The sequence below is a fragment of the Algibacter sp. L3A6 genome, from assembly GCF_009796825.1.
Lineage (GTDB): Bacteria > Bacteroidota > Bacteroidia > Flavobacteriales > Flavobacteriaceae > Algibacter.
This window is the reverse complement of the sequence record NZ_CP047030.1, coordinates 1,827,839-1,849,625: the sequence shown is the minus strand read 5'-3', so window position 1 is coordinate 1,849,625 and position 21,787 is coordinate 1,827,839. Positions and strand designations below refer to the sequence as shown.

Genomic DNA, 21,787 nt, shown 5'->3' with positions numbered 1-21,787 from the left:
AGTTTGTGCTTAAGTTTATTTTTTTAACGCCTCAAAAAACAATTCGTCCTCCTCAAAAGCAGTCCCAATAACCACTAAATCGGCTCCCGAAGCATAGGCGTTTTCCAATTGATCTAAATTACGAATGCCTCCACCAACTATTAAAGGCAACTCCGTTTCTTGTTTCACTTTTGAAATTACAGTACCCAAAACAGGAAAACGTGCACCACTGCCCGCTTCTAAATATATAAGTTTCATACCTAACAACTGCGCTGCTTTGGCTGTATCTACTATTTGTTGGATATCTCTTCGTTCTATAGGTAATGTTTGGGTTACTTGCTGTACGGCTGTTGCTTTTCCGCTTTCAATCAAAATATAACCTGTTGAAATAACTTCTAGTGTTGTGTTTCTTAATTTAGAAACAGCCTCAACATGTTTCCCGATTAAATACTCTGGATTTCTACCCGAAATTAAAGATAAAAACAAAATAGCATCTGCCTTTTCGGTAATTTGAGTAACATCACCCGGAAATAAAACAATAGGCAATTGGGTGTGTTTTTTAATTTCTTCAACTAAAATATCAGTAACATCTATATCTACTATACTGCCACCTACAAAAATATGTGTAGCAATAGATTGATTTACCTTCTCTATAAAACCCGCAGTGTTTTTAACTAAAAATTTATCCGGATCGATTAAAACTGCTAGTTGTTTGGTGTTGTTTTGTATGTTTTGATAAACATCTCTCATTCTCCTATGGCATACGCACAAACAAAACCTTCAAACTCAAAAAACTGCACTAAGTAGCGGTATTTCCCACCTTCATAATCTATCCAAGCCATGGTTTCTTCATCTTGCAATTCAAAAGGAATAACCAAAAAACACTGTTTAAAACTGGTACCTGGCGTTGCAAAAAGCTTGTAAAGCGATTCTTTTACACACCAAATGGTTGTTAACTTTTTTATGTAATCGGCTTGTTTTTTATCTAGGTAATCGGTTTCGTAGCCAATAAATTTATGAGCAATTACTGTAATTTTATCGCGCTGCTTTTCAATATCAATACCAATAACTTGATCGCTAACTATTACCGCCGAAAAATTAAAAGAGTGTGTTATCGAAATCTGTTTCCCATCCTTTAAATGAGGCTTTCCATTGTCATCATAAATCAAATCGGCATCGGCATAACCAAACTCAGCTAATAATTTACGCACACTTAGAAACCCACGTTGGTGTAGTTCACTTTTCATGCCTAGCACACGTTTTAGCGTCTCTGGCTTTAAAGTTACAGCAGCCATTAAATCATCGAAAGACTCAGTAATCTTCCACATTTTAACAACAGTTTGTGAATTTGGCGTTATGGTTTTATAAAGAGGCATTTAATATTCTAAATGTTATTGATTATCTTTGCACAATCTTAGGCAAATTATACGATTTCGACGAGCGAATTTAACCATTTTAACACGAATCGCAATCCTGTTTAAGTTATTAAATAAAAAAGAATATTGATATGAGCACAAAAACAATTCCTTACGTAGCTAGCAAAGTAAAAGATATTTCTCTTGCAGCATGGGGACGAAAAGAAATAGAATTAGCCGAAGCCGAAATGCCAGGTTTAATGAGTCTTCGTGAAGAATACGGTAACTCGCAACCTTTAAAAGGCGCGCGTATTGCAGGATGTTTACACATGACGATACAAACAGCCGTTTTAATTGAAACGCTACAAGCTTTAGGTGCAGAAGTAACTTGGAGTTCTTGTAACATTTTTTCTACGCAAGATCAAGCAGCAGCTGCCATTGCAGAAGCAGGAACAGCAGTTTACGCTTGGAAAGATATGACTGAAGAAGAATTTGATTGGTGTATCGAACAAACACTTTTCTTTGGTGAAGATAGAAAACCATTAAACATGATTCTTGATGATGGTGGTGATTTAACTAATATGGTTTTAGATAAATACCCAGAATTAGCAGCAGGAATTAACGGACTTTCAGAAGAAACTACAACAGGAGTTCACCGTCTTTACGAGCGTGTAAAAAACGGAACATTACCAATGCCTGCAATCAATGTTAACGATTCGGTAACAAAATCTAAATTCGATAACAAATACGGTTGTAAAGAATCTGCAGTAGATGCAATTCGTCGCGCAACAGACCTTATGCTTGCTGGTAAACGTGTAACTGTTTGTGGTTATGGTGATGTTGGTAAAGGTACCGCTGCCTCTTTTAAAGGTGCAGGATCTATTGTAACAGTAACAGAAATCGACCCAATTTGTGCGCTTCAAGCAGCAATGGATGGTTTTGAAGTTAAAAAACTAGAAACTGTAATTGCAAATAGCGATATCGTTATTACAACTACAGGAAATAAAGATATTATCCAAGGGCGTCATTTCGAAGCTATGAAAGATAAAATTATCGTGTGTAACATTGGACATTTCGACAACGAAATCGATATGGCTTGGTTAAACAAAAACCACGGTAACACTAAAAACACAATTAAACCACAAGTTGATAAATATACTATCAACGGTAAAGATATTATCGTTCTTGCAGAAGGTCGTTTAGTAAACTTAGGTTGTGCTACAGGTCACCCAAGTTTCGTAATGTCTAACTCATTTACAAACCAAACTTTAGCTCAAATTGAACTTTGGACAAACGCAGGCGCATACGGAAACGATGTGTACATGTTACCAAAAGCTTTAGATGAAAAAGTAGCTAAATTACACCTTGCAAAAATTGGTGTAGAGCTTACTGAACTTCGTGAAGATCAAGCTAGCTATATTGGTGTAACTGTAGACGGACCATACAAACCAGAACATTACAGATACTAAAAAAACGATAGTTTTTTATGCTGAACTTGTTTCAGTATCTCAATAATAAATTAAATCCCAAGCAGCAATGTTTGGGATTTTTTTATTTGGGCAATTTTGTTTTGGGAGAAAAACCCAAACCAAACCGGGCTTTCCGCTATATCTTTTTGCAAAACAATCCTGAACTTGTTTCAGGATCTGTTCAATTCCAAAGAAATTTCAGTTAAAAATTAAAGCTTAGTCTATTTAAAAGCTTTACAAAAAGGATGCCGCTGCAATCCCTATCGCGAAATTACCATCCAACAACGGTAAAACTAAACGGATAAATAAATGTAGCATACGCAAGCAGAATGTGATTTCTCCTCACGTCGAAATGACTAAAAGCAACATTTTTTTATTCTCGGTAGTCATGTCAATCAGAGAGAGACATCACACAATAAAACTAAGCACACGCAAGAAGGATGCGATTTCTCCTAACGTCGAAATGACAAAAAAAGTAAAAACAATGGCTAACAAAGAATTTCACATAAAACATAACAAATTCTACACGTATTTTTATATTTGCCTAAGATTACTAAATACACATTATAATGATAAAGAATTTTGTTGAAGAATTAACGTGGAGAGGCATGATACAAGATAGTATGCCAGGAACGGAAGAACATTTATTAGAAGCCATGCGTAAAGCCTACGTAGGTATTGACCCTACAGCAGATTCTTTACATATTGGTCATCTTGTTGGTGTTATGGGGTTAAAACATTTTCAATTATCAGGACATAAACCAGTTGCGTTAGTAGGTGGAGCAACAGGAATGATCGGTGATCCTTCTGGAAAATCTGCTGAACGTAATTTACTTACAGAAGATATTCTTCTACATAACCAAAATGCTATAAAAGAACAGTTATCTCGCTTTTTAGATTTTGATAGTGATGAAGCAAACGCTGCTATTATCGTAAATAATTACGATTGGATGAAAGAGTTTTCATTCTTAGAATTTATTAGAGACGTTGGTAAACACATTACCGTAAACTATATGATGGCGAAAGATTCTGTAAAGAAACGTTTGTCTTCAGAGTCTTCCGTAGGAATGAGTTTTACAGAGTTCACTTACCAACTGGTTCAAGGTTACGATTTTTTACATTTATATAGAGAAAAACAATGTACACTTCAAATGGGCGGAAGCGACCAATGGGGAAACATTACAACGGGAACAGAATTAATTCGTCGTGTTGATTCAGGAAAAGGTTACGCCTTAACTTGGCCATTAATTACAAAGGCCGATGGAACTAAATTTGGTAAAACCGAAGGCGGAAACATTTGGTTAGATAGCGAAAGAACTTCACCTTATAAATTCTACCAATATTGGCTAAACACTAGTGATATTGATGCAGAAAAATATATCAAGATTTTTACATTTTTATCTAAAGAAGATATTGAAGCTCTAATAGAAGAGCATCAAGAAGCACCACATTTACGTGTGTTACAAAAACGTTTAGCTGAAGAAATAACCACCATGGTACATTCTAAAGAAGATTTAGACAACGCTATGAAAGCAAGTAACATTCTTTTCGGAAAATCTACTGGAGACGATTTAAAAGCTTTAAACGAACAAACATTTTTAGATGTTTTTGATGGCGTTCCATTAACTGAAATATCTCAAGCCGATATTGATAATGGTTTAGACATTATAGCTGCACTAGCAGAAAAAGGAGGCTTTTTAAAATCGAACGGTGAAGCGCGTCGTGCACTAAAAGAAAACTCGATTGCTGTAAACAAAGAAAAAGTAAAAGACGATTACAGCATTACTAAAGACGATTTAATAAACAATAAGTTTGTACTACTTCAACGAGGTAAAAAGAACTATTTTGTATTGCGTGTGGTTTAAAAAACAGCGTATTGTAAATTATAAAAACAAAAAAGTCTCTGATTTAAATTAATCAGAGACTTTTTTTATATCGTTTTTTATTAGCAAGTTCTGTTTGGCTCTGTCATTTCGAACGCAGTGAGAAATCTCATAAAGCGGCTCGTTTTACGTTACTTTTATTATGTGGCTTCTCATTTCATTCGAAGTGACATGGAGTACGGGAGTCGCTTAATTAATCCTTAAACGATAACGTTTCTGGATAACCCCAATCGGCACGAATTTCTATTGCTTTAAAATGACTTACTTTTTCCGGTTGTATCTTTTTTAAATAATTACCCGAGTCATATTTCCCGTTACCATTCGCATCATGAATTACACGTATTTTATACGTTGCTGGCGCTACGTTAAAAAAGTCGACAACACCTTCGGTTTTAGCCAACTTCTCTCTTTTCACCTCTCCTTTATCATCAGTTAATTGTATAATTAGTGGGTAGGTTGCATTAATTAAAGTAAAACGGGCATACCCGAATTCAGACTCTTTTTTAGTTTTAAACGAGTAATTTAACGTGTCATTTTTCTCATTATATAAATCGACAAATGCTTCTGGTAGTATTTGAATTTGATAACTATTATCTGCTGTTTTTTCAAAATCGAATTGATACATATTGTTTATAGTATCAAACTTAGTTGTAAATGTCACCTTGGTAGAATCTTTATCTAAAACCGTCATTTTTTCAGCATTGAAATCAACAAACGGCGTACTTCCAGTGATATAAAAAGATTCGGTAAACCCAACTGCTCCGGAAGGCGCTGATTGTATGACTAAACTATCGCGCTCTAGCTTTCTTACTCTAACGGTATAATCTTTTTCGTAGTCCGTATTCGAAACCGTAAAAAGTAAAGAATCTACTTCTAATTTCGGCTTATACCAATAGTTAAGTGTATCAGTTTTTGCATCTTTTAAAATACGATATTCAAAATCTTCCGGCACATCAGAATTTAAGGTAATCTTCATACCTTCATAATCACCCTCATAACCAAAAGCAATTTTTTCTCCAGCAACAATCATTGGTCGGGTTGCTTTGTAATCTAACTCTTCATTAAATAATTTCAATGTATAAAGCGAATCATTCGGCACAGTAATAAAGCTTTTGTGAAAAGCAATTTGATCAACTTTTTGCTGAAATTTATTATCAGAATTCGCATCTTTTAAAGCCAAAAGCATGTATTTACCCGCCTTAATATTATCTACAGAAAATGTAGTAACACTATCTAAAGTATTCGTGATATATTTTGGAGTTTCCTTATACACAATAGAATCTGTAAAAGTAGAATCGACCTCGTACAACATAACCGAAACAAAGGTGTCTGGTTTTGGTTTTATAGCATCTACAACGCTCCCTTTTACATTTAATGAATCAATATAGCTTCCTGTAGAAAACACGTAGCGATAATAAGGATATGGATTTCCTTCATTATTATCCTGAATACTGTTACCGAAATTAAAAGCGTAAGTGGTATTAGGCTTTAGTGTATCGTGAATTTTAATAGTAATGTATTTACTAGCCGTTCCCATAGGTGTAATTTCCGGCTGGTTTTTCATGGGTGGCGAAATAATAAGCTGTTTATTTAAATCTTTCATTTTGACGTACTCATCAAAATAAATTTTTATTTCGTTGCCCTTAAAATTAGTTGTTAAGTTTGCAGGCTCTGTTTTAACAATAACAGGTGGTGTCACGTCCTTTGGACCACCATCTGGAGTTCCTCGATTGGCACAATTAATAAAAATAAGACCAATAACCGCAGCTAAAATAAAATTCGAAAGTGTTTTATTCATTACCTATTAAAAATTTTCACAAACCTACATAATTTTAAAGATATAACGCTTAAAACCCTAAGCAATTGCCACAGTAGCAATACTTATTTTTATATTTTTTGCTTGATTTAAAATTAAAATACAAGCTTCTAAAGTTGCGCCAGTGGTAATAAGATCGTCAACTATTAAAATATGCTTACTTTCTATCAGTTCTCTATGCTCTAAAGCGAACAACTCATCACTATTAATTAAGCGTGCAATACGTCCTTTTGTAGTTTGCGATTTATTATTAGAAATTTTCACCAAAACCTGATCCAAATATTCTGCATTTAAAGCTTCTGCTATTTGCTGCCCAAACTTCTCAACTTGATTAAAACCTCTAGATCTCAGTTTCTTTTTATGTAATGGCACCGGGATTACCACATCAACATCTCGGTAAGCTTCTAATTCTTGGAGTTCGCCACCAAGCCAATTACCTAATACAAAGCCAATATTTTGATACCCTCTATATTTTAAGCCATGAATAAGTTGTTGCACCAAGCTCTTTTTTTCAAACCGGAAAAGTGCCGTACCATGTTCTATTTTACAACGTCCGTAAAGTACTTTTTTAACGGCATCACTATCATCCAAATGAAAATTAGTAACTGGTAAATCGTGTCTGCAATCTACACAAATAGCATCTTCATTATCGTTTAATGTGCCAAGACAAGCATAGCACACTTTCGGAAAAAATATATTTACAACAGATTTAAACATTTAAATTAAAAGTAGTTCTGTAAATTTAGTTAATTATAACGAATAGTTTCAAACGCTTTTTTATTTTTGCAACATGGCAAATCAAGACGATAAATTTAAAAAGGTAATATCGCACGCAAAGGAATACGGATATGTATTTCAAAGTAGCGAAATATACGACGGCTTAAGCGCCGTTTACGACTACGCCCAAAATGGTGCTGAGTTAAAGAAAAACATACGTGACTACTGGTGGAAAGCCATGGTACAGATGAACGAAAATATTGTTGGTATCGATGCCGCAATATTTATGCATCCAACAACTTGGAAGGCATCCGGACATGTTGATGCGTTTAACGACCCTTTAATTGACAATAAAGACTCGAAAAAGCGTTACCGCGCCGATGTTTTAATTGAAGATTATTGCGCTAAAATTGAAGCTAAAATTGATAAAGAAGTCGCTAAAGCTGAAAAACGTTTTGGTGAAGCCTTTAATAAAGAAGAATTTTTAGCAACAAACGGACGTGTTGTTGGATATCAAGAAAAAATAAATGCAACGCTTTCGCGAATGGGTCAATCTTTGGAAAAAGAAGATTTAGCAGATGTAAAAGCTCTAATTGAAGAATTAGAAATTGCAGATCCTTTAACAGGAAGTAGAAACTGGACAGACGTTAAACAATTTAACTTAATGTTTGGAACAAAACTTGGTGCTTCTGCAGAGTCTGCTATGGATTTATATTTACGTCCAGAAACAGCGCAAGGTATTTTTGTTAACTTTTTAAATGTTCAGAAAACGGGACGTATGAAAATTCCTTTTGGAATTGCACAAACCGGAAAAGCCTTTAGAAATGAAATTGTTGCAAGACAGTTTATTTTTAGAATGCGTGAGTTTGAACAAATGGAAATGCAATTTTTCATTAAACCAGGCACACAAAAAGAATGGTACGAGCACTGGAAAGAAACCCGTATGAAATGGCATTTATCTTTAGGGATGGGTGCGGAAAATTACCGTTTTCACGACCACGACAAATTAGCACATTATGCTGATGCTGCTGCAGATATTGAATTTAAATTCCCTTTCGGGTTTAAAGAACTAGAAGGTATTCACTCTAGAACTGATTTTGATTTAAAAGCGCACGAAGAATTCTCTGGAAAGAAATTACAATATTTCGATCATGAAGAAAACAAGAGCTATGTACCTTACGTTTTAGAAACCTCTATTGGTTTAGACCGTATGTTCTTAGCTGTATTTTCTAACGCTTTACAAGAAGAAGAATTAGAAAACGGAACTACAAGAACCGTTTTAAAACTACCAAGTGTTTTAGCACCAGTAAAAGCTGCTATTTTACCATTGGTTAAAAAGGATGGTTTACCAGAAGTTGCTCGTAAAATTGTAGAAGAATTGAAATGGGATTTCAACGTAATTTACGATGAAAAAGATGCTGTTGGGCGCCGTTACAGAAGACAAGATGCTAACGGAACACCATTTTGTATTACTGTAGATCATGATACTTTAAAAGACAACACTGTAACTATTAGACATAGAGATACTATGGAACAAGAACGTGTTAATATCGATGATTTACAAAAAATAATAAAACAAGAAGTTGATGTACGTACTTGGTTAATGAAGATGTAAAATCTAAAAAACTAAATGTAAATTACATTTATAATACTAAAAACCCCAATCGAATTGTTTCGATTGGGGTTTTTAGTATTATAATTTAAGTATTAGAAACGATATCCAATTCGAAGATTAAGGTTAACGGTGGTGTAACCTTCATTTTCGAGATAACCAGCACTTTTAGCAAAGTAATACGCATAACCAATACCTATTCCGATTTCGTAATTAAAATGCTTACCTATGTTTCTCTTTATACCCCAAGTTGGAATAATTGAAACTTGATTAACAACCTCTACATTATCGTAATTAGAAATTGTAAACCAATTTGGATGATAACTTGTTTGTAATGATAAAAAATTACCAGCATTACCAGAAATACTTCTAGATTTTTGAAACTCGTTTATCCAAATTATAGTACCAACGAGGTTCTAAACGAATTACCGGAGCTAATAAATATCCCGATTTTGGATAAAATGAACCGCCCCATAAACCTAAATCCATTCCGAGTTCTGCACGAAGCGCAATTTCATTAGATAATTTAACTTCACGATGTACCCAAACACCTAAAAAACCTGTTTGAATACCGTAAGTTGATTTCTCTACACTTGCTTTTTGAGCATACGATGCTACTGAAACAACTGCTAACACAAATAGAGCTAAGTACTTCTTTTTCATGAAAATAGTTTTTGATTAATGACTCAGGTTGAATCAATAATCATTCCAATTGATGAATAAAGTTTTTAAATTAAATAGTGATCTGTCTATCTATTTGTTGATCTAGAGAGATAAAGGTTTCTGTACGAGAAACACCAGAAATAGTCTGAATTTCGTTATTAAGCAAATGCATTAAATGCGCATTATCTTTACACAAAATTTTAATTAAAACATTCCAGTTTCCTGTGGTGTAGTGACATTCTAAAACTTCTGGCACTTTTTTTAATTGCTTTATAGCTTCTGGATTCTGTATGGCTTTATCTAAATAAACACCTATAAAGGCTACGGTTTCGTAACCTAACATTTTTGGGTTGATTACAAATTTTGAACCCGATATAATTCCAGATTTCTCTAGCTTACGTAATCGTTGATGTATGGCTGCTCCCGAAATATCTACATTTCTAGCAATTTCCAGAATTGGAATTCTGGCATCTTCCATTAAAGTTCTAAGTATTTTTTTGTCGATCCCGTCTATTGTGACGCCTTTGTCTTTTGATTTCATCCCCTATCTATTTCGATTTAAAAGGTAAAAATAATAATTTCCTTGTAAAATGAAAGGGTTTTCTGTGTTTTTGATTACAGTGGCCGTGTAAATAAGAATTATGCAGTAATATAGACCTAACGTTGAGAATAGTTACGTTAGGGATTGAACGGCTTGTTTGAGCTCCCTGACCTAAGGAAGGAGCGAGTAGTGAAAGCCCGACTCCTGCTGCGCCTTAAAAGCGTAGCAGGAGTAACGCCCACATTAATGTTTTAGTTATCGTTTAATAATTTTGAAAGCTCATCTAATTTTGGTGTTAAAATCACCTCAATACGACGGTTTTTTGCTTTCCCTTCTGATGTTTCGTTTGTTGCTACTGGTGCAAATTCGCCACGTCCTGCTGCTGTTAAATTTCCAGCATTGATATCGGCATTTTCACGTAAAATAGTTACAATTGCTGTAGCTCGTTTTGTTGATAAATCCCAGTTGCTTGTTAAAATCCCGTTACCTTTATAAGGTACATTATCGGTATGTCCCTCGATTAAAACTGCAATATCCGGATTGTCACCAAGTACACTACCTAGTTGCTTTACAGCACGCGCACCTTCGGCTCCAACGGCCCAGCTTCCTGAACTAAAAAGCAGTTTGTTTTCCATAGACACATAGACTTTTCCGTCGCGTTGCTCTACTGTTAAACCTTTACCTTCAAAATCGGTTAAAGCTTTTGATATCGCATCTTTTAAAGCCGTCATGGCAGCATCTTTGGCCGCTATTACGCTTTCTAATTCTGCAACACGGTTAGATCTGTTTTCTAACTCCGATTTAAGTTTTTCTAAACGTGCATTCTCTGCTGATAATGCTTGTTCTTTAGCTTCTAACTGTGCTAATAACTCGCGGTTTTTTTGAGAGTTAGCAGCAATAGACGCCGAGCTGTTTTTCTCTAAAGCATCGTAAGAGTTCTTTAAATTATCGTAATTAGATTTAGTTGAGTTATAATCGGCTTGTAATTTGTCGCGTTGCGCTACAGCCTCATCGTAAGCCTTATGCAATTGCTTTAACTCATTTTCTGCTTCAGTCTTCTCTCTTAAAAGCACTTCGTTAGCATCTGAAGTTTTTCGATTTTGTTGTTTTAGTTTTGCGTATTTACTTTCCAGTTCTTTATAAACTTTTGGAGAGACACAACTGGTTAAAACGGCCAGTGTTAAAAGCGTGATTGCGGTTTTTTTAATCATTGTAATTGAGATTATAATTTTGGTTGTTTTACTATTGTTCTATTTCTACTAAAATTGGGCAATGGTCGCTATGTACAGCTTCGGTAAGTATAACGGCTCTTTTTATGTTTTCTTGTAAGGGTTGAGAAACTAAAGCATAATCTAAACGCCAACCTTTATTATTGGCTCTAGAATTTGCTCGGTAACTCCACCAACTAAAGGTTTGCGTTTCTGGGTGCAAGAAACGAAAAGAATCGGTAAAACCGTTATCAATAAATTGCCCTAACCACTCGCGTTCTTCTGGTAAAAAACCAGACACACCTTTCATTTTTGGGTTATGGATATCTATTTCTTCGTGGCAAATATTATAATCGCCACAAATTACAAGATTCGGAATTTCCTTTTTTAAGTTATTTATATACTCTTGAAACATATCCATGTATTCAAATTTATGGCTCAATCGTGCACTGTTTGTTCCCGATGGCAAATATAGACTCATTACCGAAACACCTTCAAAATCTGCACGAATATTTCGACCTTCGAAGTCCATTGACTCAATTCCTGTGCCAAACTCCACATGATTTGGTTCAATTTTACTTAAAATAGCAACACCACTATAGCCTTTTTTCTGTGCACTATACCAATAGTTATAAATGTAACCTGCCTCTTCAAAAACCTCTAAATCTAACTGCTCTTTCATGGCTTTGGTTTCTTGCAAACAAATAACATCTGGGTTTGCACTTTTTAACCAACCAATAAAATCCTTTTTTAATGCGGCACGAATACCGTTTACGTTATATGATATAATTTTCATGTTTCTCTTTTACCACGATACAAATACCGAGGGATTTTGTTTAAATTATGCTATTAATTATAAAGATTTTCACCTTTACGCAAATCAATTTGCTTGACAACAAATCTAATTTCAGCTAAAATAAATAATACGCTACTTTTACACTATAATTTACAGAGGAGTTTTAACCAAGCTATCAACAAAATATTTTAAAGTTTTTGTAGTTTAAGTGTATCCATGAAGTTTTTTACGAGCATAATTTTAGTTTTTATTGGTTTTTGCGGGTTTTCGCAAGAGCAAACTTCTATCTACAAAACTAAAACCGTTGCTGTAAAACAAATTATTTTAATAGATAGCGTGAGTATTAATTCGAGTCAGTTTTCTATAACAACTAAAGATGGTACACGCATAGATAGTAGTCTTTACCAAGTTGACTTCCCAAAAGCTCTATTAACGTTTAAGCAACCTATATCTAGCGATTCGATAATTATTAACTACTTGAAGTTTCCTGATTTTTTAACTAAAACCTACAAGCAGTTAGACGAAAATATTATTGTAAAAAACACAGATAACCTCCAAAAATTATACAAACTATCACAACCAAATACCGAAAAAAGCACGATTCCTTTTGATGGTTTAACCACTTCGGGAAGTATTTCTCGTGGTGTTACTATTGGTAACAATCAAAATTCGGTTTTAAATAGTGAGCTCGATCTTCAAATTACAGGAAAATTAAATGAGAAAGTGTCACTCCGCGCCTCTATACAGGATGCAAATATTCCTTTACAAGAAAGTGGTTACAGCCAGCGTTTAGATGAATTTGATCAAGTTTTTATAGAGCTCTTTACCAAAGATTGGAACATTAGAGCTGGAGATATCGATTTAACAAATACAGATTCTTATTTCGCAAGTTTCTCTAAACGTGTACAAGGTTTAAATTTTAATTTAAACCTAGGAGACGATAGCCAACAAACCGATTTATTTGCCGCAGGAGCTTTAGTGCGTGGTCAATTTACAACTAGCCAATTTACAGCCCAAGAAGGCAACCAAGGCCCTTACAAATTACAAGGTACCAATGGCGAATTGTTTGTACTTATAGTTTCAGGAAGTGAAACCGTTTACGTAAATGGTACAGCCGTAAAACGTGGCGAGGACCAAGATTATATTATTGATTACAATGCTGGAGAAATTATTTTTAACTCCACATTCCCGATAACTTCCGAAATGCGAATTACTGTAGACTATCAATTTAGTGATAGAAACTACTCGCGTTTTGTGGCTTATGGTGGTGGAACATTTCAAAATGAAAAATTAAAAATTGGAGTTTCTGTTTATTCTGAAAATGATTCAAAAAACCAGCCTTTGCAACAAAACCTATCTGAAGAACACGTACAAATTTTAGCTGATGCTGGCGATGATAAATCTTTAATGGTTGCACCCTCTGAAGTACAAGAGGCCTTAAATGAAAATAGAATTCTATATAAAAAAGAACTGATTGATGGTGCTGAAGTTTTTGTGTTTTCTAATAATGAAGATGATGAACTTTACCGTGTAACCTTCTCCCGTGTTGGCGACAACCTTGGAGATTACGCCTTAAGTAGCAGCAACGCCATTAATAACATCTACGAATATGTTGGTATTCTACAAGGTAACTACGCGCCTATTATCCAGTTAATTGCCCCAACTAAACTACAACTTGCCGTAGTTAATGGTACTTATCATCCTTCGGAAAAAACAATTATTAATTTTGAACTTGCCGGAAGTAAAAACGATTTAAACTTATTTTCTAACACCGATGATAAAAATAACGATGGCTTTGCAGGAAAACTGAACATTGAACAACAACTTATTAAAACCGATAGCCTTTGGAATGTAAACGCGCTTTTCAATTCAGACTATATTAGCACTAATTTTAGAAACATCGAAGGGCTTTACAACCCAGAGTTTAATAGAGATTGGAATTTAGATTTAACCAATCTTAATGGTATTGGTGGTAATTTAGGCAACCAATTAATGGTTAATTCTGGTTTTAGTTTATTTCACAAAGACAAAGGCTTTTTAAATTATCAATTTGAACACTTAAATTTTTCTGATGGCTTTAACGGAAATCGCCATGTAGCTTCTGCTAATTTAGTTTTCAATAAATTAAGTATTTCATCCAACTCTAGCTTTCTAAACGCCGATTCTAACAGCAATACTTCTACTTTTTTAAGATCTTACAATCGGGTTACCTATAGTTTAAAATCGAGTTGGATTGGCACAAAACTCGCCATTGAAGACAACAAGCAAACCGATATAGCAACGCAGCAACTCACAGAATTAAGCCAACGTTATAAATCGTACGAGGCCTTTTTTGGTGTTGGTGACAGCACCCAAGTTTTTGCTGAAATAGGTTATAAAAACCGCATAAACGATAGTATTAGAAACAATACTTTAGAGAAGGTAAACACATCGAACACCTTTTATTTAGACTCCAAATTGATCCAAAATAAAAACACCAGTTTATCGCTATTCGCAAATTACAGAACTTTAAAAAGTGAAGATTTAGACATTGACGATGAGCAATCGTTAAACTCTCGATTACAATTCAATCAAAAATTATTTAACCAACTTATCCAATGGAATACTATTTTTGAAACAAACTCGGGTACTTTACCTCAACAAGATTTCACTTATATTGAGGTAGAATCAGGCTTAGGCACATACACTTGGGTAGATTACAACAATAACGGCATCCAAGAACTTGATGAGTTTGAGATTGCACAATTTCAAGATCAGGGTAAATATGTTCGGGTATTGCTGCCGAACCAAGTTTACATTAAAACGCACCAAAATAGATTAAGCCAAACCTTAACTTTTAATCCGTCTACCTGGTCGGTTTCCGAGAAAAAATCAGAACGCTTTTGGTCGCACTTCTACAACCAAACCGCTTACTTAATTGATAGAAAAACCAAGCGTGATGGCAATAAATTCAATTTAAATCCTTTTGAAAAAAATCCTGACGATCAATTGGGTATTCAACTTAATTTTAGAAATGTTCTGTTTTTTAATCGCGGCAAACAGCACTATACAACATCGTATACGTTTTTAGATAACACCACGCGAAGTGTTTTATCTATTGGCTATATAGAAAATAGTATTCAAAGTCATCAGCTTAATTTCAATCATAAATTATCAGGCAATTGGCTAATCAATATCCTTTCAACTTTAGAAAACAATGCTAGTGTGAGTGAGAATTATGCGAGTAGGAATTACACTTTTGAAGAAACGCGCTTCAATCCTAAATTATCATATTTGTTTAACGATAATTCTAGCTTTGATATCTTTTATCAATACGAAGATAAAACAAACACTATAGGTGATCTTGAGGCTTTAGAGCAACAAAAATACGGCGCATCATTCACCTTTAATAATAAAGAAAAAGGAGCCTTAAATGGCGAATTCAACTTTCTATCTAATCGCTTTGAAGGTTCGGCCGGCACACCTGTAGCCTACCAAATGCTAGAAGGCTTGCAACCAGGAAAAAACTTTACATGGACATTACTTGCTCAAAAAAAACTAACTAATTTTTTAGATTTGAATTTTACTTACTTCGGAAGAAAAACAGAATCGAGCAAAACCATCCATACGGGTTCTTTTCAATTGAAAGCTTATTTTTAGAGCTGTTTAACATCATCTACTTTCTCGAAAACCGAAATAATTGTTTTTACTGCATTGATATAAAACTCCGGGTGAATATTTTCAAAATCGTCCGTAGGTTCATGATAATCCTTATGGTCGTCTACTCCAAAATATAAGAATGGAATTTCCTTTTTATGAAAGTTTCCATGATCTGATGAATATGTCCAATTCTCCAAACCATCATGCCCATCATGGCCCGTAGCTAAGTTTAAACCTCCTGCACCTTTAGTTGATGTTACAATGCTTTTTAAAGTTTCGTTATAAGCCGTGCCAACAGCAAATAATACGTTATTATCACTGCGGCTTATCATATCCATATTAAGATTACAACGAATATTTTTTTCTGCTAAAACGTTACTTTTTACAAAAAACTTAGAGCCTTGCAAACCTAGTTCTTCACCATCAAAGGCTGCTAAAATAACCGAATACTTAGGAGGGTGTGCTTGAAAATATTCAGCAAAACTAAACAAAGCACTTAACCCAGAAGCATTATCATCGGCACCATTATAAATTTCGCCCATATGGATGCCTTCATGATCGTAATGTGCACTTATTACAATATACTTTTTAGGCGACTCGCTACCCTTTATCCATCCAAGAACATTTACACCTTCAAAGGTTTGTCTTTTTTTATAAAAGGAAAATTTTTGTTCGTAGTTTTTAGTAAAAGGTAAAACCTTTAAAGCATGAAATTGGTTTACAATGTATTTACGTGCTTTTTCGGCACCTGCTGTTCCTGTTCTTCGGCCTTCAAAAGCATCGGACGATAAGGATTCTACATGTTTCAGTAATGTAGTTTCGTTAAATAAAAGCGTAGAGCTTCCTTGAGATTGACTTGTTCCTTCAAAAGAAAACATAACACAATGAAGGGTAATTAGAAATAGGTGTTTAAGCATATTGGGGGTTGATAATCTGTAATTTTTCATCTTAAAAAAACAGACTCATTAATGGTGAAATAAATATACGTAATTTTTTACATACTAGATTTTTTAATAAAAAAAGCATCTCCGTGGAGATGCTTTTTATTAACACTTACCTACTACCGTAGGATTTACTTAACACTATATTTTTAGTGAAGATTAACCTTCACAACTTTTACATTCTTTCTTTTGCTTAAATTTTTGTGCAGCATTCATACTGTGTTGATAGTATAAAGACTTAACACCTAATTGCCAAGCAGTAACATATATTTTATTAATCTCTTTTACAGGCATATCTGGGTGCACCATAATGTTTAAAGATTGTGCTTGATCTATATGGTTTTGTCTGTTAGCAGCCTGATAAATAATAGTCATCTGGTCGATTTCAGAATATGTTTTAAACACATCTTTTTCATGATCGGTAAGTTCATCTAAATGTTGAACTGAACCATCGTTATCGCGAATAGACCTCCAGATTTCATTAGTATTAATTCCTTTTTCTTTTAAAAGATCTAATAAAAACGGGTTCTTGATAGTTGTTTTAATTTTAGCAATATCTTTTACATAACTGTTAGACCAAATTGGCTCGATACCTTGAGAAACTTGTCCTAAAATAAATGCTGAAGATGTTGTTGGAGCTACTGCATTAAGCGTTGTATTACGTCTGCCATAACCTTTTAAAACTTCTGGCTCACCAAATAATACTGCTAATTCTTTTGATGCTTTAACAGATTTTTCTTTAATAGTTTTAAAGATTTCACTGTTTAAATCGAAAGCTTCTTGACTATCGAAACCTACCATTTTAGATTGTAATAATGAGTGCCATCCTAAGGCTCCCATACCTAAAGCTCTATTTTCTTTAGCGAAAGTATAAGCTTTTTCCATAAACATGAAAGTGTGCCTATCATCACGACTATCAGAATCTCTATAAACTTCTAATTTTGTAATAAACTCTTCTAATACCGCATCTAAAAAGTATACCATAGTTTCTACAGCATCGGTATCTTTCCATTTATCGTAATGTAATAAGTTTATTGAAGACAATACACAAACAAAAGACCAACGATCGTTTGTAGGTAGCATAATTTCAGAACATAAGTTACTTGCGTAAATCTCATGGTTCTTATCTTTATAAACATCAGGAGCATTATTGTTTGCATTATCTCTAAAGAAAATATAAGGGTATCCTATTTCTCCTCTACGTTGTAATACTTTTGCCCAGATTGCTCTTTTATCAGCATCACCATCAATCATTTCTTGCATCCACTCGTTACCTACAGTAACACCATGGGTTAACTCTTGAATTGGGTTTCCTTCTGTTCCTATTTCTAAAAACTCGTGAATATCTTGGTGCTCAATTGGTAAATAAGGTGAAAAACGGCCACGACGTACAGAACCTTGACTTACAACATCTACCATTTTTTCGAAAAGTTGCATGATGTGAACTGCACCAGAAGACTCTCCATTATTTTTTACAGGTGCACCTCTATGACGCAATTTCCCGAAATAACCTGATGTACCACCACCAAGTTTAGACATCATTCCCACTTCTGATTGTGTATATAGAATATCTCCCATATCATCAGAAATGTGCGAACCAAAACAACTAATTGGTAAGCCTCGACGCTTGCCAAAGTTAGACCACACTGGTGAAGCTAAAGAGTAATACCCTTCTGCCATGTATCCGTAAAATTTATCTGCAAAACCATCGATTTTTAAAATCTCTTCGGCTCTTTCTGCTATTTCTCTAATTCTAACTTCCGGTGTTGTATCATCGGTAAGGTATCCTGAAGCTAAAAATTGACGACTATTTTCGGTTAACCATTTAATTTCTGGTTGTTTTCCAATTTCTTTTCTAGCTTCTTTTCTTGCTTTCTTTAAATCATCATAGTTAGATGATTTGGTGTTTTCATTTAAACTCGTGTCTGTTTGGTTCTGTGTCTGATTGTTCATTTTTTAAAATAAGTCGTCGCTAGTTATACTTTTTGTTCTTTTACTGTAGTTAATGGAGCGCTTTACAAAGAAATCGCCATGCTTAGTACCGATTATTTCATCGTCAAACCATTCGGTTTTTTGCACTAACTCTTCGTTAACTTCAAATACTTTTTCAATACCAATACTCTCTAATGAATTGTTGAAACGGTTTTTAATAAACTCGTTAACAACATCTTTTGGCAAGAAATCTAATTCACCGTCTTCAAAAATCCAGTCTACAATATCACTTTCAGAATCGAAAGCTTCAATACATAACTTTTTAATTAAGTCTGCATGCTCATCGTCAAACCACGTTGGGTTTTCTTCTTTAATAATTTTAATAATATCGATTCCAAAATCGCCGTGTATTTGCTCTTCTTTAGAAGTAGCTTCAACAACATTAGAAACACCTTTAAGCATGTTTTTATGCTTATTAAATGCCATAATTATTAAAAATTGAGAAAATAAAGACACGTGTTCGATAAATAAAGAAAACAGCAAAATAGATTCTGCATAATCTTTATTGTTTTCACTTTTTGCGTTTTTTAAGGCGGTTTCTAAATAATGAACACGTCTCATAATTACTGGTTTCTTCTTTAAGTTTTTAAACTCGTTGTTTAAACCTAAAATTTCCAATAAATGAGAATATGCATCATGATGGCGCACTTCACTTTCTGCAAATGTTGCTCCTACCGATCCAATTTCTGGTTTCGGCATTTTATTATAGATATCTCCCCAAAAACTTTTTACTGCAACTTCAATTTGAGAAATAGCCAACATCGTGTTCTTTATGGCATTTTGCTCAATTGGAGTTAATCTTGTTTTAAAATCTTGTATATCACTTGTGAAATTAAATTCTGAATGAATCCAATATGAGTGACGAATAGCATCCACATAATCATTCAATGCAGGATATTCGTAAGGTTTTAAATTAATTCTTTTTTCAAAAATATTTGTTTTTCTACTTCTTGCCTGTTCGTTTCTATATAGTATGTAAGCTTTTGCTACATCATGAAAAGAACTTTCCATTAATTTATCTTCAACAAGATCCTGAACTTGCTCTACGTTTGGCAAGTAATTAATATCTTTTGATTTTCTATCTAATAATGTTTGTAAAACTTTTACCGCAACTGTTTCGGCATCTTGTTTAGAACCGTTTCCAACCGAAAGCATCGCTTTTTCAACAGCACTAGCAATTTTACTCAAAACAAAGGGGCTTGTTTCGTAATCTCTTTTTATAATTTGTGTAATCTCCATAGTTATCTTTTATTAATCGCTAGACAGTCATTTAGAATAATGTTGATAATTCAAAATTCTATTATTTAATCTGTAAAATTGTGTTATATTTTTCTTTAAGAGAAATAAAAAGAGGCTTCTTTCGCATCGCTTTTCTAAATAAATTTGAGAAGAAAAGTTTTGCCTTTTTTGCCGACAACAAAGATTGACAATTGTTGCTGAAAATGAAAGGGTATTTTATAAACATTGTCAACAAGTTTTTAACAATTATGCAATCTCGCAAAAAAGGGCTGCTTTTTTTATGAGATTCTTACTGTATTGAATATCAAATTATTATAAATCAAAAAAATCAAACTTTAGACTAAAATTTCATTGCTTCAATTCACCTTAAAACCCCTTATTTTACACTTGTTGATACCTTATTTTAGAACCTCAATTAAACCTAGTTTTCACTAATTATTGAAACATAAGTTTTGAGTATTTTGGATATAAAATTTCGTAAAATCAAAATATTTAACACCCTTTTTTTATTTTTTTCCTAAAAAACATTTTGGAAAATTAATTTTTAGTTCACAAAAAAAATGAAGCTTTTGAGGCTTCATTTTTTTTAAATATTAAGATATTGTATTTTATTTTTTCTTATAAAGTTTCGGCTACTTTTTCTAATTCCGCGTACCAATCTTCACCAAACTTCCTAATTAAAGCTTCTTTTACAAATTTATAAACCGGCACACCTAATTCTTCACCAAGCTCACAAGCATCGTCACAAATTTGCCATTTATGATAATTTACAGCAGAAAACTCAGAATAACCTTGAACTCTTACTGGGTATAAATGACAAGAAACTGGCTTTTTCCAATCAATCTCACCTTGATTATAAGCTTCTTCAATAGCACAAAGCGCTATGTTTTTTTCATCGAAAATAACATAAGCACAATCAGCTCCATTAATTAATGGCGTTTCCAGATCACCATCTTCCGATGTTGTGTAAGTACCTTGAGCTTCAATAGCATCAATACCTTCCTGACGCAAAAAAGGTTTCACTTTAGGGTAGATTGCCTCCATGATTTTAATTTCGTCTTCCTCTAAAGGAGCTCCAGCATCACCATCGATACAACAAGCACCCTTACACGCCGAAAGGTTACACAAGAAATCTTTTTTTACTATTTCTTCAGAAATAATTGTTTTACCTAGTTGAAACATATTATATTTTACGTTATAAAGTGCAAAAATAGTTAATCTTAAATTGAAATTAATTAATTTAATAATCTACTTTTGCCGAAAAATTGAGATTTCTCAGTTTAAACAGTTTTTACTAAGAAAAACGTAAGCAATTTTACGATTTATTAAATTATAAAAAAGACATGCAATTTAATTTTAAAGAAATATTTACAGCCTTTATGGTATTATTCGCAGTAATCGATATTATAGGTAACATTCCTATTGTTATAGATTTACGCAAAAAAGTAGGACATATACAAAGCGAAAAAGCCTCTATAATTGCCGGGGTCATCCTTATTGTTTTTCTGTTTTTAGGAAAAAGTATTTTAAACCTTATTGGTATTGATGTAAACTCGTTTGCTGTTGCAGGTGCTTTTATCCTGTTTTTCATTGCTTTGGAAATGATACTTGGCATTACACTTTATAAACAAGAAGAAGAAGCTTCTATGACTACAGCAGTATTTCCTCTGGCATTTCCACTTATTGCAGGACCAGGTAGTTTAACCACTTTATTATCTCTAAGAGCAGAATTTAGAACAGAAAACATTATTGTTGCTGTTTTAATGAATGTTATCATTATTTTTATCGTTTTAAAAACATCTGCTAAAATAGAAAGTATAATTGGCCAAAACGGTATTAATATTATACGTAAAATATTTGGTGTTATTTTACTAGCCATTGCTGTAAAATTATTTGCACATAATATTAAAGCTCTATTTGAAGTAATATAACCTTAT

17 protein-coding genes are annotated in these 21,787 nt (G+C 33.7%); 5 read left to right on the top strand and 12 right to left on the bottom strand.

All coding sequences use genetic code 11. The features are described from left to right. Positions 1–15: 15 nt before the first annotated feature. Together GQR98_RS07685 and GQR98_RS07680 are read right to left on the bottom strand one after the other, a co-directional pair. Positions 16–729 carry a geranylgeranylglyceryl/heptaprenylglyceryl phosphate synthase gene (locus GQR98_RS07685; protein ID WP_159019008.1) on the bottom strand — a complete coding sequence of 238 codons (714 nt, stop codon included), beginning with the start codon at positions 727–729 and terminating at the stop codon, positions 16–18. Continuing rightward, positions 726–1,355: a 4'-phosphopantetheinyl transferase family protein gene (locus tag GQR98_RS07680; protein WP_159019007.1), complete on the bottom strand. Its 630-nt coding sequence runs from the start codon at positions 1,353–1,355 to the stop codon at positions 726–728. The genes GQR98_RS07685 and GQR98_RS07680 overlap by 4 nt, the downstream gene beginning before the upstream one ends. Positions 1,356–1,486: 131 nt before the next feature. Between GQR98_RS07680 and ahcY the strand changes: the two genes are divergently transcribed. Then, positions 1,487–2,803: an adenosylhomocysteinase gene (gene ahcY / locus GQR98_RS07675; RefSeq protein ID WP_159019006.1), complete on the top strand. Its 1,317-nt coding sequence runs from the start codon at positions 1,487–1,489 to the stop codon at positions 2,801–2,803. Between the two features lie 569 nt (positions 2,804–3,372). After that, the gene (tyrS, locus tag GQR98_RS07670; protein ID WP_159019005.1) at positions 3,373–4,668 is read left to right on the top strand and encodes a tyrosine--tRNA ligase; all 1,296 of its coding nucleotides are present in this window, start codon (positions 3,373–3,375) and stop codon (positions 4,666–4,668) included. 211 nt (positions 4,669–4,879) lie between these two features. Here the strand turns inward: tyrS and GQR98_RS07665 are convergent, their stop codons facing one another. Both GQR98_RS07665 and GQR98_RS07660 read right to left on the bottom strand, forming a co-directional pair. Continuing rightward, on the bottom strand, positions 4,880–6,484 hold the full coding sequence (locus GQR98_RS07665; protein WP_159019004.1) for an Ig-like domain-containing protein: 1,605 nt from the start codon (positions 6,482–6,484) through the stop codon (positions 4,880–4,882). 57 nt (positions 6,485–6,541) lie between these two features. Beyond that, positions 6,542–7,219: a ComF family protein gene (locus tag GQR98_RS07660; RefSeq protein WP_159019003.1), complete on the bottom strand. Its 678-nt coding sequence runs from the start codon at positions 7,217–7,219 to the stop codon at positions 6,542–6,544. Between the two features lie 73 nt (positions 7,220–7,292). Here GQR98_RS07660 and GQR98_RS07655 point away from each other — a divergent pair, with 73 nt between their 5' ends. Continuing rightward, on the top strand, positions 7,293–8,834 hold the full coding sequence (locus GQR98_RS07655; RefSeq protein ID WP_159019002.1) for a glycine--tRNA ligase: 1,542 nt from the start codon (positions 7,293–7,295) through the stop codon (positions 8,832–8,834). A gap of 366 nt (positions 8,835–9,200) precedes the next feature. On the opposite strand, the gene GQR98_RS19135 is transcribed toward GQR98_RS07655, so the two are convergent. The 4 genes from GQR98_RS19135 to GQR98_RS07635 all read right to left on the bottom strand — a co-directional run bounded on the left by GQR98_RS19135 (position 9,201) and on the right by GQR98_RS07635 (position 12,039). Next, complete coding sequence (locus tag GQR98_RS19135; protein ID WP_233268095.1) at positions 9,201–9,494, bottom strand: hypothetical protein; 294 nt, start codon at positions 9,492–9,494, stop codon at positions 9,201–9,203. Positions 9,495–9,564: 70 nt separating this feature from the next. Further along, on the bottom strand, positions 9,565–10,035 hold the full coding sequence (locus tag GQR98_RS07645) for an Lrp/AsnC ligand binding domain-containing protein (RefSeq protein ID WP_159019001.1): 471 nt from the start codon (positions 10,033–10,035) through the stop codon (positions 9,565–9,567). A gap of 251 nt (positions 10,036–10,286) precedes the next feature. Then, complete coding sequence (locus GQR98_RS07640; RefSeq protein WP_159019000.1) at positions 10,287–11,246, bottom strand: flagellar motor protein MotB; 960 nt, start codon at positions 11,244–11,246, stop codon at positions 10,287–10,289. Positions 11,247–11,277: 31 nt separating this feature from the next. After that, the gene (locus GQR98_RS07635; protein ID WP_159018999.1) at positions 11,278–12,039 is read right to left on the bottom strand and encodes an exodeoxyribonuclease III; all 762 of its coding nucleotides are present in this window, start codon (positions 12,037–12,039) and stop codon (positions 11,278–11,280) included. Between the two features lie 216 nt (positions 12,040–12,255). Between GQR98_RS07635 and GQR98_RS07630 the strand changes: the two genes are divergently transcribed. Further along, entirely contained in the window at positions 12,256–15,678 is a 3,423-nt protein-coding gene (locus GQR98_RS07630; protein ID WP_159018998.1) for a hypothetical protein, read from the top strand. Here the strand turns inward: GQR98_RS07630 and GQR98_RS07625 are convergent. The 4 genes from GQR98_RS07625 to GQR98_RS07610 form a co-directional block, all read right to left on the bottom strand. Continuing rightward, entirely contained in the window at positions 15,675–16,595 is a 921-nt protein-coding gene (locus tag GQR98_RS07625) for a M28 family peptidase (RefSeq protein ID WP_159018997.1), read from the bottom strand. The two genes, GQR98_RS07630 and GQR98_RS07625, sit on opposite strands and share 4 nt — an antisense overlap. Positions 16,596–16,778: 183 nt before the next feature. Further along, positions 16,779–18,572, bottom strand: coding sequence for a ribonucleoside-diphosphate reductase subunit alpha (locus GQR98_RS07620; protein WP_159018996.1), 1,794 nt, complete (start codon positions 18,570–18,572; stop codon positions 16,779–16,781). A 3-nt stretch (positions 18,573–18,575) separates the two neighbouring features. Further along, on the bottom strand, positions 18,576–19,850 hold the full coding sequence (locus tag GQR98_RS07615; protein WP_159018995.1) for a ribonucleotide-diphosphate reductase subunit beta: 1,275 nt from the start codon (positions 19,848–19,850) through the stop codon (positions 18,576–18,578). A gap of 618 nt (positions 19,851–20,468) precedes the next feature. Next, positions 20,469–21,032, bottom strand: coding sequence for a DUF3109 family protein (locus GQR98_RS07610; RefSeq protein WP_159018994.1), 564 nt, complete (start codon positions 21,030–21,032; stop codon positions 20,469–20,471). Between the two features lie 161 nt (positions 21,033–21,193). On the opposite strand from GQR98_RS07610, the gene GQR98_RS07605 reads away from it, so the two are divergent. After that, on the top strand, positions 21,194–21,781 hold the full coding sequence (locus GQR98_RS07605; protein ID WP_042497700.1) for a MarC family protein: 588 nt from the start codon (positions 21,194–21,196) through the stop codon (positions 21,779–21,781). Positions 21,782–21,787: the final 6 nt, after the last annotated feature.